Consider the following 13707-nt stretch of genomic DNA (forward strand, 5'->3'; position numbering starts at 1 on the left):
CCTGATGGATGCGCCGCCGGCGCCGACGGGCTGGTTGTGGGGTGTCGGCCTCATCGCCGCGGTGGTGATCGGCTGGTACGCGGCGGTGCTGTGGTGGACCGCCCCGGGCCGGGCCGAGCCCGCCGTGATGGCCGCGGCACGTACCGCGTTGACCAGGCGTCGCGCGCTGCGTGCCATCGAGGACACCAGGATGCGGTACCGCACCGCCGACCTCGGCGCGCCGGCCGCCGCCGCGGAACTCAGCGGACATGTCCGTCGATTCCTGCAGGACACCACCGGACAACGCGTCGAGTATCTCCAACTCCCCGAGATCGCCGCGGGTGCCCTCGCGCCCGCGGCGCCGGTGCTCACCGACCTCGACGACGTCCACTTCAACCGGACCACGGTGACCGATGTCGAGGCCGCCGCCGATGCCGCCGAACGGCTGGTGCGCGAATGGATCTGATGTGGTGGGCCGTCGTGGCCGCCGCGTGCTTCGGACTCGCCGGATGCGTGGGTGCGGCCCTGCTGTGGCCCGGCCGGGCGCCGGACCGGCCGCCGCGCGCGCTGGCCAACACCCGAAGACTGACCGCGCTGCCCGAGTATGTGCGTGCCGCGCGCATGCAGACCATCACGACCGCGCTGAGCATCGTGCTGCTGCTGGCGGCATTCGCCACCGCGGCGCTGGCCGCCGCGCGGCCGACCGGCCTGCCCGTGCCGCCCCGCCAGGCCGCCGCCGAGCAGCCGGAGGACATCATGGTCTGCGTCGGCGACCCCGCCGAGGATCCGGCGGTGCAGACCGCCCTGCGTTACTTCGCCGCGGCGGCCCGCGGATTCGGCAGCGAACGTATCGGTCTGACATCGGCGGACCGCCGGGTGGTTCCGCTGACCCGCGATTATCAATACGCCGCAGCACGGTTCGCCGCCCCGGGCGCACTGACCGCCGACATCCGCTATGTCGACTACGCCCCGACCGTGGCAGACATCCTGACACTGTGCCTGACCGGTTTCCCGGATTTCGAGTCCGCGGCACCCCAGCGCCGGTCGTTGATCTACATCGGTCCGGCGAGCCTGCCCGACGACCCCGCCCCCGGGCTGTTCAGTGATGCGACCGTGCGCCGGCTGGCTGTGGACGGCGGCATACAGATCAACGCCGTCACCGCCGGCACCGGCCTGCCCGCCGCGCTCGCCGAGGCCACCGGCGGACGGGCATACGCCGGGACCGCCGACGTCAACGGCAGGCTGGCCGAGATCCGGCGCAACCCGCCGCCGCCGGTGACCGATGCCGAGGGCGCGACGGCGTACTCCTCGGAGACACCGGACCCGGCCCTGTTGGCGGCGATTCTGGCGGTGGCCGCCGTCCTGCTGATCCCGGTGGTGATCCGGCGATGACCCTGCAACCCGCGTTACCGCTGTGGCTGCCCATCGCCGCGGCCGCCGTGGTGCTGGCCGCCGCCGTGCTGGGCAGGCGCGGCCCGTACCGGACACTCATCGTGGCGGCCGTCCTGCTGTTGTGCGCGCTGCTGCGACCGGTCATCGGTGACTCCGAGCAGGCGGTCACCCGCGTCGCAGGTGACCGTGACCCCAACGTGTTCCTGGTCGTCGACCGGTCACCCGATATGTCGGGACCGGCGATTGCACAGGCGCGCAGCGATATGGCGGCCCTGATCGACCGCTACCCCGATGCGCGCTTCGCGGTGATCGGCTTCGCCGCCCGGCCGGCACTGGACTGGCCGCTGTCGGCCGACCGCTGGAGCCTGCGACCGGTCGTCAGCACCATCACCGTGGACGAGTCGGTGCCCGTGGACACGGCCAATGCCGGCGCGGCCGCAAATGTGCTGCGCTACCAGCTCATCGGCGCCACCCAGCAGTTCCCCCGGGCCCGCAACCTGGTGTTCTATCTGGGGTCCGGGACGCCGGGGTCACCGCTTCCGCCACGGGACTTCGACCTGGCCGAGGACGCCGTGGACGGCGGCGCGGTGCTCGGATACCGGGACGACGGGACGGCGGCACTGCGGGGGATCGCCGATCAGATCGGAGTGCCGTTCGTACCGCGCGAACCCGACCGGCCGTTGGACGACCTGCTCGGCGCGGACGATATGGCCGACGGCGGGTCCGAGGCGGGCACGCAGACTCCGGCGGGATTCGAGTTGTACTGGGCGCTGAGCGGTGCCGCGGCCGTCCTGCTGCTCGGTGCCTTGTACCGGGCATTGCGGGAGCTGCGGCGTACCAGGCTGGACCGGGTGGCGGTGGGCCGATGACAGCACGACGCAGACGATTGCTGGTGCTCTCGGCGCCGGTGGTGCTGATACTGCTGCTCGTCGCCGGCTGGTCGGTGTGGACCGGTCTGACCGACCGGGCTGCCACACAACGATTCTCCGATGGACTGGCCGCAGCCCGGGACGACCGGCTGCTCGATGCCGAGGAAGATTTCGTCGCCGTGCTCGAGCGTGTGGAGGGCGGGCGGTCCTGTGCGCTGCGGGTCGATCTGGTGCTGGTGCGGGAGACCTTGGGGGACCGGGCGGTGGCCGCCGTCGACGCCGATGAGGCACGCGGGTACTACCGCAGCGCCCGCGAGGTCGTCGAGCAGGCGCCGCCGGGTTGCTTCGCCGACAACACCGACACCGATCCCGGTCGCCGGGAGATCCGTGAGCGGGCGGCGCCCCGGCTCGACGCCAAGCTGGCCGCGCTGTCCCAGCCACTGCCACCGGCACCGCCGCTCGCACCGCCACCACCACCGCCCCCGGCCGGGTCACCCGCCCCCGGCGGCGCCTCGACACCCGACGAGCAGGAACGCCGCCTGAACCCCGATCAGGGCGACCCGCTCGACCGGCTCGGTGACATCCTGCGCGATGCCGCCGGGCGGTGAGATCGGGACGCCGCGGCGTGACACCGAGACCGTCATCCGTAACGGTCATGAGATACGGTCCAGGGATGGATGCGGTGACGGTGATCACGGGCGGGGCCGGCGGGATGGGCGTGGCGACGGCGGAGATCGTGGGGCGCACCGACCGGGTGGTCCTCGCCGACGTGCGCGCCGACCGGCTGGCCCACGCGGTCACGACGTTGGCCGACCTCGGTATCGACGCGGTTGCCGTGCAGTGCGACGTCACCGATCGGCAGGCCGTCGACACGCTGTACGCCACGGCGGCCGAGCTGGGCCGGGTGCGCGCCGTCGTGCACACCGCGGGCGTCAGCCCCGCGATGGGTGACGCCGAATACGTCATGCGCACCAACGTGTTCGGCACGGTGCATGTCAACGAGGCGTTCCACGAGAACGTCGACCCGGGAGGCGCGATCGTGAACGTCGCGTCGATGGCCGCGCACATCCTGCCCGAATCACTCATCCCGGTCGGCAGCTTCCCGGGGGCACTGGCCGATGAGGCGGCGTTCCTGGCCGATGTGCTGCCCGCCTGTGCCGTGGCCGGGGACGAGCAGCGCTCCGGCATCGCCTACGCAATCAGTAAGAACTTCGTGAAGTGGTACAGCAGTGCCCAGGCCGAACGGTTCAACGGGCGCGGCCTGCGCATCGTGTCGGTATCACCCGGTTCGGTCGACACCGAGATGGGCAGGCTGGAGGAAGCGGGCGGCGCCGGCGCGCTGGTGGCCGACGCCGCAGTACCCCGCTGGGGCAGGCCCGAGGAGATGGCCGAACTGTTCGCCTTCTGTGTCAGCGACCGGGCGGGCTATCTCACCGGAACCGACATCCTCAACGACGGCGGAGTCGTCGCCTCGATCCGGGAGCGGGCCCGGGTCGGCGCGCGCAACGACTGACCGCGTGTAAAGCCCGCGCCGCCAGGGTAATAGGACGCATGCGGTTGCGGCGGAGTGATCTCGACGGCCCCGGCATCAGCCGGCAGCGCAGAGGTAAGGGTTTCAGCTATCTGGATCCCGACGGCCGACCGCTGGACGACGCCGACCATCGGGCCCGCATTAAGGATCTCGTCATTCCGCCGGCCTGGCGCAAGGTGTGGATCAGTCCGCACGAGAACGGCCACATCCAGGCGGTGGGCACCGATGCCGCGGGCCGCCGGCAGTACCTGTATCACCAGGCCTGGCAGGAGGAGCGGGCCGAGGAGAAGTTCGACCGGGTGCTGGAGATGTCGACCGCGCTGCCCGCCTGGCGGGAGCGGATCGCCGCGGACCTCAACGGCCGCGGGCTGTCCCGGGACCGGGTCCTGGCGTTGGCGCTGCACCTGCTGGACCTCGGCTACTTCCGGGCCGGTGGCGAGCAGTACGCCGAGGAGCATGAGTCCTACGGTCTGGCAACGCTGCAGTGCGAGCATGTCAGTCTCCGCAGAGGGGCCGTCGCCTTCGACTTCCCGGCCAAGAGCGGGGTGCGCCGGATCTGGGAGATCGACGACCCCGAGGTGCTCAGGGCGGTACGCGCGCTGCTGCGCAGAGATGGCCGCACCGACCGGTTGCTGGTGTGCCGCAACGGTTCCGGGTGGGTCGACATCCACGCCGCGGACCTGAATACGCGTTTCAAGGAGCTGGTCGGCGACGACTACAGCGTGAAGGATCTGCGCACCTGGCACGGCACCGTGCTGGCGGCCGCCGCCTTCGCCGAGGCCGATCCGGGCGAGACGGAACGTCAGCGCAAGCGCGCGGTGTCCGGGGTGATGAAGCAGGTGTCCGAGGAGCTGGGCAACACCCCGGCGGTGGCCCGCAGCTCGTATGTGGATCCGCGGGTGGTCGCCGGCTACGAGCGGGGCACCACCATCGCGGCGGCGGCCAAGCGGGCGGCACGGGAAAAGGACCGGGCGGCCGCCGTGGCGATACTGGAGAAGGCGACCCGCAACCTGGTGCGCAAGGTCGGCAAGGGCTGACGGTCCCGTTTCGTGCGGCCCGCTCCCGGGAATCCACCGACATGCCGAATTCATCGATCAAGAACGAGAAGATGTACGAGGATCTGCGCGAGCAGGGCAACTCGAAGGAGAAGGCGGCACGCATCTCCAATGCGGCGGCCGCCCGCGGCACGTCCGCGGTGGGCCGCAAGGGCGGCAAGTCAGGGTCCTACGAGGACTGGAACGTGGCCGACCTCAAGAAGCGCGCCAAGGAACTGGGCATGAGCGGCTATTCGAAGCTCACCAAGGACAAGCTCGTCGACAAGCTGCGCAATCACTGACCACTGAGGCCGAGCCGATCGGCCAACACCAGGAACGCGACCGCGAAGTCGTTGTCGGCGGTCGTGGCCCGCAGTTCGGCCCAGTCCACCCGTTCCCGCACCGCCCGTACGGCCGGCAGCAAGCGGGTGAAATCGCAGTAGTGCTCGTTGAGCGCGCGCAACTTCTGCGCCAGGACGAACGTCACCGGAAGCACCGGCATCCGGATCGCCACCACATCATGCTGTTCGGCGCACGCGAGGGTCTGCGCGGTCACGGGATCGCCGTTGACGCGGTGCAGGACATCGACCAGGGCCGGACCGGCATGCGCTTTGAACAACCAGTCCTCCGGCGGCCGTTCGATGCGGAACCCGGCCTTGCACAGCGTTGCGGCCGCGGCCTCGGTATCCGCCTCGGCGACCACGAAATCGACATCGTGCACGGGTTCGGGCCCACCCGCCACCCAGAGGGCGTAGCTCCCGGCGAGCGCGAACGGCGGGCCGTGCTCCTTGAGCGCCGACGCGGCCGTGCGCAGGGCTGCCCGCAGTTCCTCATGTGTCGACATGCATTCGTGGGTACCCACTGATCATGCGGATCGCCACCTTCAACATCCTGCACGGACGGACCGTCGGTGACGGCGTGCACCCGTCTCGGCTGACCGAGTGCATCAAGCGGCTCGACCCGGACATCCTTGCGCTGCAGGAGGTCGACCTCGAACAGCAGCGGTCGGGCCGTGCCGATCTCACCGCCGTCGCCGCCGAGGCGATGGGCGCGGTCACTCATCGCTTCGTCGCCGCAATCGCCGGCACCCCGGGTGCCACCTGGATGGCGGCCACCGGCGAGGAACAGCCCGGCACCGCGGCATACGGAATCGCCCTGCTGTCGCGCTTCCCGGCCACGAGTTGGCAGGTGGTGCGACTGCCGCGGATTCCGGTGCGCTTCCCGATGTATCTGCCGGGGCCGAACAAGGTGATGATCGTCAACGAGGAGCCGCGCGCCGCGGTGATCGCCCAATTGGACACCCCGCTCGGCCCGATGTCGGTTGCCAACACCCATCTCTCGTTTGTGCCGGGATGGAACCGCAGGCAACTGCGCAGGTTGGTGCGGGATCTGCAGGGGCTGCCCGGGCCACACATCGTCACCGGTGATCTGAACCTTGCCCCGGAGGCGGCGAGCCGCTACACAGGGTTCCGGTCCTTGGCGACCGCGCCGACCTTTCCCGCGGACGCCCCCACCAAGCAACTCGACCACATCCTGACCGACGACCCGGCGCTGTGTGCGCGCAATTGTGAAGCGCCGCTGGCAGATCTGTCCGACCACCGACCGCTGGCCGTCGACATCGAGCTGGGCTAATCGGCCTCGCTGCGCGCCTCGGCGCCGGTCTGCCCGCTGTCGAAATCCTCGTCGGAGAAGGTACGCCCCACATACGAGCCACCTTCCTCGCCGTCGGCCCGGGAGCCGGCCACCTTCGGGTCATCGTCGACATCGGATTCACTGTGCTCGGATTCGCGCTTCTCCGGATCTGGACCTGTCATCGCGCTTGGATACCCGTCGCCCGGATGCGCTAACCGCCGAGCCCGCGCAGTTCCGGGCCGGTCCGGTCACCCTGGCACCGAACGGATTCCGCCTCCTCGGCGGGACGCCGGATCGGTGTTCGGCATCGGACCGGGCACCCAGGATTAGCGGAGCCGAAAACGGGAAACTAATTGGGCTATGGCTACTTATCGAGTTCTAAATCCGCACGGCGACGTCGTCGACACCAAAGACATCGAAAGCGCCGGCGACGCGCACGCGTGGTTCGTCGATTCCAAGGCCGACAACTCCGAACTCGGCTGGCGCATGGAGGTCAAGTCCGATGACGGCTGGGCATTCTTCGACGACAGCGAGGGCTCACCGGACTAGGCGGGTCGGCGCCGGTACCGCAGTACCGCGCCGACGCCGTCGTCGGGGTAGACGCGGTCATCGATACGGATCAGCTCCGACGCGGTGGACACGGCCAGCAGCGGCAGCGCCTCGTCGGCTCGGACGCTCGCCGTCGGCGCAGCACCGAACTCGGACAGCACGTCCGCGTTCGGCGCGATCTCGCTGAGGTGCTCACCGAGCACCACGGTGCGGTCCTGCAGATCACCGATGATCAGCGTGTCCACCGCACCATCGCGCAACGCGGCGCAGACACCGGGCAGGCCCTGTGCCGCCAACCCGGACCCGCCGTCGCGCGCGGCCTCGAACCGCTGGGCCGCGTCACCGATGGCCCCGTTGCGCCGCAATAGGAAGTGCTCGTCGACATCGGCCCGCAACCGGTCGGTGTCGATGCTGCCCCGGGCGCCGTCGGCCAAGGTGACCACCCGGTCGCGCACCCGGCCGGGTAGCGCGCTGAGCAGGTCGTGGCGGGCCCGGACCTCACCCACCACGAACACGGTCTCGGGATCGACCTCGTCGAACAGGATGGTGATCTCGCGGGTGATTTCGCGGATGTTCTGGCGTGCAGCCTCGGCCGCGCGCAGTTGCGGGTCGCCGTAGCCGGCGGTTTCGGCGCCGGCCGCCTTATGCACCGGGAACCCGCTGCCCTGCACGGTGGTGTCCTCGTCACGGCCGTCGCGGTGCACCGTGACATCGGCGCCGGTGCGATCGACCGCGATCAGCAGATAGGTGGGGTCGGTCAGCCCATGTTCGACGAACGGCATGAGATAGGGCAGCGCCGACACCCGTACCAGCGGCACAGCGGGACCGCGCAGCAGCGGTTCGTTCAACACGACGCCCGCGTGATCGGCCACCAGTGCCCGCCCCGCCTGCCCCGAGGTCGGCAGGCTGCCCAGGACGGCCCGCTGCAGGTGCTCGGCCACGGTGGCGCCCACGCCGTGGGCATCGAGGTGACCGCGGATGGCGCGCCACCGGAGCTCCAGTTGCGCCACTGCGTCCTCGGTGTCGTGCGAATTGTCGTAGTGCAATCTGGCCGCGGTCAACCTGATGCTGCGTGAACGCCCAGCAGCCCGGCCGCCACGGCGACCGGATCCGTACGGCACCGATTGACACCCGGCGATTACACCGCGACCAGCCGGGCACCCCAACCGGCATCACCGACCGAGGAGTGAGCGATGGGAAACGTCGTGGTGCACAAGCCCAGTGAGCGCTGTGCGGACACCGGCAGGCTGTTCGCGGAACTGATCGCAGCGCAACTGCCGGACGGTGTGCTCGAGATCGTCGACGGTGACGGGGCCGTCGGAGCCCGCCTGGCGGCCTCCCCGTTCGTCGACGTGGTCGCGCATGTCGGGAGTTCGGCCACCGGGCGGGATATCGCGTGCGCCTGCGCCCAACGCGGTGCCAAGGCATTGTTGGAGAACGGTGGTAACGACGCGTTGATCGTGGACGCGGGCGTGCCACCGGACTGGGCCGCCGGCCAGGCCGCGCTGGGCGCGTTCGCCAACGCCGGCCAGATCTGCGTGTCGGTGGAGCGCATCTACGTCCACGAGGCGGTGGCCGCCGAGTTCACCGATGCCCTGGTCGCCGAGGCACGGTCCTGGGCAGACCGGATCGGTCCGCTGGTCGACGAGCGGCAATGTGGACACGTCCACCGCCACGTCAGCGATGCGGCGCACCGCGGCGCGCGGATCCTCGTCGGCGGTGAACCCGCCGGCCACGGGAACTTCTATCCGCCCACGGTGCTCACCGGGTGTACACCCGACATGTTGATCTTCAGCGACGAGACGTTCGGCCCGGTCGCGGCGGTCCGGCAGGTGCCGGATTTCCAGACCGCGCTGACCGAGGCGGCCGATGACCGGTTCGGCCTGGCCGCGACGGTCCTGACCGCGGACATGTCGCGCGCGCAGCAGGCCTGGCGTGCGCTGCCGGTCGGAACCGTCAAGATCAACAACGTGTTCGGCGGGGCTCCGGGCGGCGCCGCGCAACCGCGGCGGGCCAGCGGTGCGGGATTCGGCTACGGGCCGGAACTACTCGACGAGATGAGTGCGGTGAAGGTCGTGCACTACGCACCGGTCGGGGGTTGACTGCCCCGTTTCGGCGCCGCGGCACGGGGTATCGCCGCCCCTATGACCGCCAATCCCGACGAGGACGCTCAGCACGACCCCGATGGTGACCCCGAGATGATCCAACCCGAACGGCTGCAGCCCCAGCCCGATCAGGCCGAGGGTGCCGATGATCCGGACGAGACCGGGGAGGGCACCGGCGCATGACATCGTTGTGGCTGGACGGTCGCACCGAGGTGGTCGACCGTGCCTCCGGGCTTTCGGACGACACCTTCGACGTCGCGGTCGTCGGCGCCGGGATCACCGGCCTGTGCACTGCGCTGCTGCTGGCACGTGCCGGTAAGCGGGTGGTGGTGCTGGAGGCCCACCATGTCGGCGCCGGTACCACCGGGAACACCACCGGGAAGGTCAGCCTGTTGCAGGGGAGCAAGCTGTCCCGGATCCGGGACAAACACGGGGACCAGATACTGCGCGCGTACGTCGACGGCAATACCGAGGGACGTGACTGGCTGTTGCGCCACCTGGAGGCGCATGGGTTGAGCGTGCAACGGGAGGATGCCTACACCTACGCCCAATCGGAGTCCGGTGTCGATTCGGCGCGCCGGGAACTCGAGGCCTGCCGGGCCGCCGGTCTGCCGGCCGAGTGGGCGTCCGACGCGGCCGTGCCGTTCCCCTTCGCCGGCGGCGTCCGCCTGCCCGACCAGGCCCAGATCGACCCGATTCCGCTGCTGGACAGCTTCGTCGTGGAGTTCGAGCGGCACGGCGGAACGCTGGTGCAGGGCGCGCGGGTACGGGGCGTCTCGGTCGGCACCCCGCTGCGGCTGACCGTCGACCGGGCCGGCGCGTCGACGACGGTGACCGCCGAGCACTGCATCCTGGCGACCGGTATCCCGATCCTTGACCGGGGCGGCTTCTTCGCCAAGGTCAGTCCGCACCGATCCTATTGTGTGGCTTTCGATGTGCCCGGTGACATCACCCGGCCGATGTTCATCTCCACCGATTCGCCGACCCGGTCGGTGCGTTATGCGCCGACACCGGGCGGTGATCGGTTGATCGTCGGCGGCGGCGGGCACAAGGTGGGTCGGGCCACCGATGCCGCGCGCCGGGTGGCAGATCTGGTGCACTGGGCCAAGCAGCACTTCCCGGGCGCGGTACAGACGCATTTCTGGTCGGCGCAGGACTATTCACCAATCGACGAGTTGCCCTATGCGGGTCCGATTCTGCCCGGCGCACAACACATCTGGATCGCCACCGGATTCGACAAGTGGGGGATGACCAACGGTATCGCCGCGGCGCTGGCACTGTCCGGGCAGATCCTGGGTGGCCACATGCCGTGGGCGAACGCGTTCGCCGCGTGGAGCCCGCGCGAACTGCGCGGACTGTCCGCGGCACTCAAGCTCAATCTGTCCGACGGGTACGAGTTGGCCAAGGGGTGGGTGGCGCCGGCCACCCGCAGGGCAGACCCGGACGAAGGGCACGGGGTGGTCGCGGGACCGCCGTGGCATCTGCACGCCGACAGTGTTGTCGACGGGGTCCACCGGACGGTCTCTCCGGTATGTCCCCACCTTGGTGGCATCGTGACCTGGAACGACGCCGACTGTGCCTGGGAGTGTCCGCTGCACGGGTCCCGATTCGCGCCGGACGGGACGCTGCTGGAGGGGCCGGCCACGCGAGGGCTGACCGCTTCCGAACCATACTGACCGGCGCGGCTGTTTCGGACCCCGCTCGGCGGGCATGCCTGCCCCATGAAAGCTGTCACCTGGCAAGGTAAACGCGACGTCCGGGTCGAACAGGTACCTGATCCGAAGATCGAACAGTCCACGGACGCGATCATCGAGGTGACCTCGACCAACATCTGCGGTTCCGACCTGCACCTCTACGAGGTCCTGGGGGCGTTCATGAGCCCCGGCGACATCCTCGGCCATGAGCCGATGGGCATCGTGGCCGAGGTGGGCGCCGATGTCACGAATCTCAAGGTCGGCGACCGCGTGGTGATCCCGTTCCAGATCTCGTGCGGGTCCTGCTACATGTGCGATCGCACGCTCTACACCCAGTGCGAGACCACCCAGGTACGCGAACACGGAATGGGCGCGGCGCTTTTCGGTTACTCGGAACTCTACGGTCAGGTGCCCGGCGGGCAGGCCGAGCTGCTGCGGGTGCCGCAGGCACAGTTCACCCACATCAAGGTCCCGGAGGGTCCGCCGGACTCCCGGTTCGTCTACCTGTCCGATGTGTTGCCCACCGCGTGGCAGGCGGTCGCCTATGCCGGTATCCCGGACGGCGGCTCGGTCACCGTACTGGGACTCGGACCGATCGGCGACATGGCGGCGCGTATCGCGGCGCACCTCGGCTACGAGGTGATCGCGGTGGACCGGGTCCCCGAGCGGCTGGCGCGGGCGCAGAGTCGCGGTCTGCGCACGCTGGACCTCGAGCAGAATCCGTCCCTGGGTGATGCGGTCCGCGAGCTCACCGGTGGCCGCGGCACCGACGCGGTGATCGACGCCGTCGGCATGGAGGCGCACGGTTCGCCGATCACCAAGGCGGCACAGCAGCTGAGCGGGCTGCTGCCGGACGCCCTGGCCAAACCGCTCATGGAGAAGGCCGGCGTGGACCGGTTGGATGCGCTGTACTCGGCCATCGACATCGTCCGCCGTGGCGGCACCATATCCCTGATCGGCGTCTATGGCGGTATGGCCGACCCCATGCCGATGCTCACGCTGTTCGACAAGCAGGTGCAGCTGCGGATGGGCCAGGCCAATGTGAAGAAGTGGGTGGACGACATCATGCCGTTGCTCACCGACGCCGACCCGCTGGGGGTGGACACCTTCGCCACCCACACCCTGCCGTTGGACGCGGCGCCGCACGCCTACGACATCTTCCAACGCAAGGCCGACGGTGCGGTGAAAGTCGTTCTGACACCCTGACCTGCGGACCTCATCGACCCGGCGCCATCGGCGCCGGGTCGATGTGTGTACGCATGCCGTGCTGCGGGTACGGTACGGCTGTCCGGGGGGTCGATGACGAACACGAAATCGAAGGACGGCATATTGGTACGTGATCTGAGACACACCAAGGCAATTCACACTACGAGCTCGGTGCGCCGCAGAACACTTCTCAAACTCCCGCTACTGGCGTCGCCGGCTGCTGCGGCGCTCGCGACGGCTCCGCACGCCCGCGCTGCGGCCGGTCGATGGTCCAACGACCGTGCGCACCGCTGGTTCCGGGCGCAGGGTTGGCTGGTCGGGGCGAACTACATCACGTCGAACGCCATCAACCAGCTCGAGATGTTCCAGGCCAACACCTTTGACCCGATGCGCATCGACAGCGAGCTGCGGATGGCCCGATCCATGGGTCTGAACACGGTGCGGGTGTTCCTCCACGACCAGCTGTGGACGCAGGACCGCATCGGTTTCCACCAGCGGCTCGGCCAGTTCGTCGACATCGCGGCCAAGCACGGGATCCGGCCGCTGCTGGTGCTGTTCGACTCGTGCTGGGATCCGCTGCCGCGCAGCGGCCCGCAGCGGGCACCGACACCGGGTGTGCACAACTCGGGCTGGGTGCAGAGTCCGGGTGCCGAGCGACTCGACGACCGTCGGTATCGACAGGTGTTACAGGAGTACGTCGTCCGGGTCATCGGGCAGTTCCGCAATGACGAACGTGTGCTGGGCTGGGATCTGTGGAACGAGCCGGACAATCCTGCTGCGGTGTATTCGAAGGTGGAGCGCAAGGACAAGCCCGAACTGGTGGCCGAGCTGTTGCCGCAGGTGTTTCGCTGGGCGCGGACCGTCGACCCGGTACAGCCGCTGACGACCGGGGTGTGGGAGGGCGAATGGGGCGATGCCGCCCGGCGCAGCCACATGGCATCCATCCAGCTCGACCTGGCCGATGTGCTGAGCTTTCACAGTTACGACAATCCGGCCGGTTTCGAGCACCGCATCGAGGAACTGCAGCCGTGGGGAAGGCCGCTGATGTGCACCGAGTATCTGGCGCGCACCGAGGGCAGCACCATCGAAGGCGTCCTGCCGGTGGCCAAGCGGCGGCGCGTCGGCGCCTACACGTGGGGCCTGGTGGCCGGCAAGACCCAGACGTTCCTACCGTGGGACTCCTGGGACAAGCCGTATCTCGAACCGCCACGGGAATGGTTCCACGATCTGATCTTCGACGACGGCAGGCCCTACCGGCCACCCGAGGTCGACGCCCTCAGGAAGCTGACTGGATCTGAATGAGGTTGCCGCAGGTGTCGTCGAACACCGCGGTCGTCACCGGTCCCATCTCGGCGGGTTGCTGGGTGAACCGCACCCCGAGGCCCACCAGCCGCTCGTACTCGGTGCGCACATCGTCGACGACGAACGCGGTGGCCGGAATACCGTCCTCGAACAGGGCATCCTTGAACGGTTTCGCCGCCGGGTGGCCGTCGGGTTCGAGCACCAGCTCGACACCGTCGGGGTCGTCCGGACCGACCACTGTGATCCAGCGCGGCCCGCCACCCATCGGCACGTCGTGTTTGAGGCGGAAACCCAGTGTCCCGGTGTAGAACTGCAACGCCCTGTCTTGATCGTCGACGAGCACACTGACGTAGCTGATCTTCATGACGACTCCCTCCGCGGGCCGCGCAGCCACCGTTGCACGATCGGTCTCAG

The 13707-nt window shown here is 69.4% G+C and carries 18 protein-coding genes; 14 read left to right on the forward strand and 4 right to left on the reverse strand.

What is annotated here, in order from left to right; genetic code table 11:
* Window positions 1–4 precede the first annotated feature (4 nt).
* From BST17_RS19530 to BST17_RS19560, 7 genes are all read left to right on the forward strand, one after another.
* Window positions 5–445, forward strand: a complete 441-nt coding sequence (locus BST17_RS19530; protein ID WP_234807739.1) for a hypothetical protein — start codon at window positions 5–7, stop codon at window positions 443–445.
* Window positions 436–1371 (forward strand): hypothetical protein, encoded by a 936-nt coding sequence (locus tag BST17_RS19535; protein WP_083060558.1) that lies wholly within the window; start codon window positions 436–438, stop codon window positions 1369–1371. The genes BST17_RS19530 and BST17_RS19535 overlap by 10 nt, the downstream gene beginning before the upstream one ends.
* Entirely contained in the window at window positions 1368–2240 is an 873-nt protein-coding gene (locus BST17_RS19540; protein ID WP_083060559.1) for a vWA domain-containing protein, read from the forward strand. Before BST17_RS19535 ends, BST17_RS19540 begins: the two co-directional genes overlap by 4 nt.
* The gene (locus BST17_RS19545) at window positions 2237–2848 is read left to right on the forward strand and encodes a hypothetical protein (RefSeq protein ID WP_083060560.1); all 612 of its coding nucleotides are present in this window, start codon (window positions 2237–2239) and stop codon (window positions 2846–2848) included. Before BST17_RS19540 ends, BST17_RS19545 begins: the two co-directional genes overlap by 4 nt.
* Window positions 2849–2913: 65 nt before the next feature.
* Window positions 2914–3753: an SDR family oxidoreductase gene (locus tag BST17_RS19550; RefSeq protein ID WP_083060561.1), complete on the forward strand. Its 840-nt coding sequence runs from the start codon at window positions 2914–2916 to the stop codon at window positions 3751–3753.
* A gap of 38 nt (window positions 3754–3791) precedes the next feature.
* A complete protein-coding gene (locus BST17_RS19555) occupies window positions 3792–4808 on the forward strand; it encodes a DNA topoisomerase IB (protein WP_083060562.1) in 1017 nt (338 codons plus the stop codon).
* A 41-nt stretch (window positions 4809–4849) separates the two neighbouring features.
* Window positions 4850–5107 (forward strand): DUF7218 family protein, encoded by a 258-nt coding sequence (locus BST17_RS19560; protein WP_083060563.1) that lies wholly within the window; start codon window positions 4850–4852, stop codon window positions 5105–5107.
* Here the strand turns inward: BST17_RS19560 and BST17_RS19565 are convergent.
* Entirely contained in the window at window positions 5101–5649 is a 549-nt protein-coding gene (locus BST17_RS19565; RefSeq protein WP_083060591.1) for a hypothetical protein, read from the reverse strand. The genes BST17_RS19560 and BST17_RS19565 overlap by 7 nt on opposite strands.
* A gap of 23 nt (window positions 5650–5672) precedes the next feature.
* Here BST17_RS19565 and BST17_RS19570 point away from each other — a divergent pair, with 23 nt between their 5' ends.
* Window positions 5673–6437, forward strand: a complete 765-nt coding sequence (locus BST17_RS19570; RefSeq protein WP_083060564.1) for an endonuclease/exonuclease/phosphatase family protein — start codon at window positions 5673–5675, stop codon at window positions 6435–6437.
* On the opposite strand, the gene BST17_RS19575 is transcribed toward BST17_RS19570, so the two are convergent.
* The gene (locus tag BST17_RS19575) at window positions 6434–6619 is read right to left on the reverse strand and encodes a hypothetical protein (RefSeq protein ID WP_083060565.1); all 186 of its coding nucleotides are present in this window, start codon (window positions 6617–6619) and stop codon (window positions 6434–6436) included. The genes BST17_RS19570 and BST17_RS19575 overlap by 4 nt on opposite strands.
* 178 nt (window positions 6620–6797) lie before the next feature.
* On the opposite strand from BST17_RS19575, the gene BST17_RS19580 reads away from it, so the two are divergent.
* Window positions 6798–6986 (forward strand): hypothetical protein, encoded by a 189-nt coding sequence (locus BST17_RS19580; RefSeq protein WP_083060566.1) that lies wholly within the window; start codon window positions 6798–6800, stop codon window positions 6984–6986.
* Here BST17_RS19580 and BST17_RS19585 read toward each other — a convergent pair.
* Entirely contained in the window at window positions 6983–8047 is a 1065-nt protein-coding gene (locus BST17_RS19585) for an Rv2629 family ribosome hibernation factor (RefSeq protein WP_234807740.1), read from the reverse strand. The genes BST17_RS19580 and BST17_RS19585 overlap by 4 nt on opposite strands.
* Before the next feature lie 132 nt (window positions 8048–8179).
* On the opposite strand from BST17_RS19585, the gene BST17_RS19590 reads away from it, so the two are divergent.
* From BST17_RS19590 to BST17_RS19605, 5 genes are all read left to right on the forward strand, one after another.
* Window positions 8180–9088, forward strand: a complete 909-nt coding sequence (locus BST17_RS19590) for an aldehyde dehydrogenase family protein (RefSeq protein WP_083060567.1) — start codon at window positions 8180–8182, stop codon at window positions 9086–9088.
* A 42-nt stretch (window positions 9089–9130) separates the two neighbouring features.
* Complete coding sequence (locus tag BST17_RS29355) at window positions 9131–9274, forward strand: hypothetical protein (RefSeq protein ID WP_165762307.1); 144 nt, start codon at window positions 9131–9133, stop codon at window positions 9272–9274.
* On the forward strand, window positions 9271–10767 hold the full coding sequence (locus tag BST17_RS19595) for an FAD-dependent oxidoreductase (protein WP_083060568.1): 1497 nt from the start codon (window positions 9271–9273) through the stop codon (window positions 10765–10767). The genes BST17_RS29355 and BST17_RS19595 overlap by 4 nt, the downstream gene beginning before the upstream one ends.
* A gap of 45 nt (window positions 10768–10812) precedes the next feature.
* A complete protein-coding gene (locus BST17_RS19600) occupies window positions 10813–11991 on the forward strand; it encodes a zinc-dependent alcohol dehydrogenase (protein WP_083060569.1) in 1179 nt (392 codons plus the stop codon).
* Between the two features lie 171 nt (window positions 11992–12162).
* Window positions 12163–13293 (forward strand): glycoside hydrolase 5 family protein, encoded by a 1131-nt coding sequence (locus tag BST17_RS19605; protein WP_083060570.1) that lies wholly within the window; start codon window positions 12163–12165, stop codon window positions 13291–13293.
* On the opposite strand, the gene BST17_RS19610 is transcribed toward BST17_RS19605, so the two are convergent.
* Window positions 13268–13657: a VOC family protein gene (locus BST17_RS19610; protein ID WP_083060571.1), complete on the reverse strand. Its 390-nt coding sequence runs from the start codon at window positions 13655–13657 to the stop codon at window positions 13268–13270. The two genes, BST17_RS19605 and BST17_RS19610, sit on opposite strands and share 26 nt — an antisense overlap.
* Window positions 13658–13707: the final 50 nt, after the last annotated feature.

Source organism: Mycolicibacterium bacteremicum, from assembly GCF_002086115.1.
Taxonomy (GTDB): domain Bacteria; phylum Actinomycetota; class Actinomycetes; order Mycobacteriales; family Mycobacteriaceae; genus Mycobacterium; species Mycobacterium bacteremicum.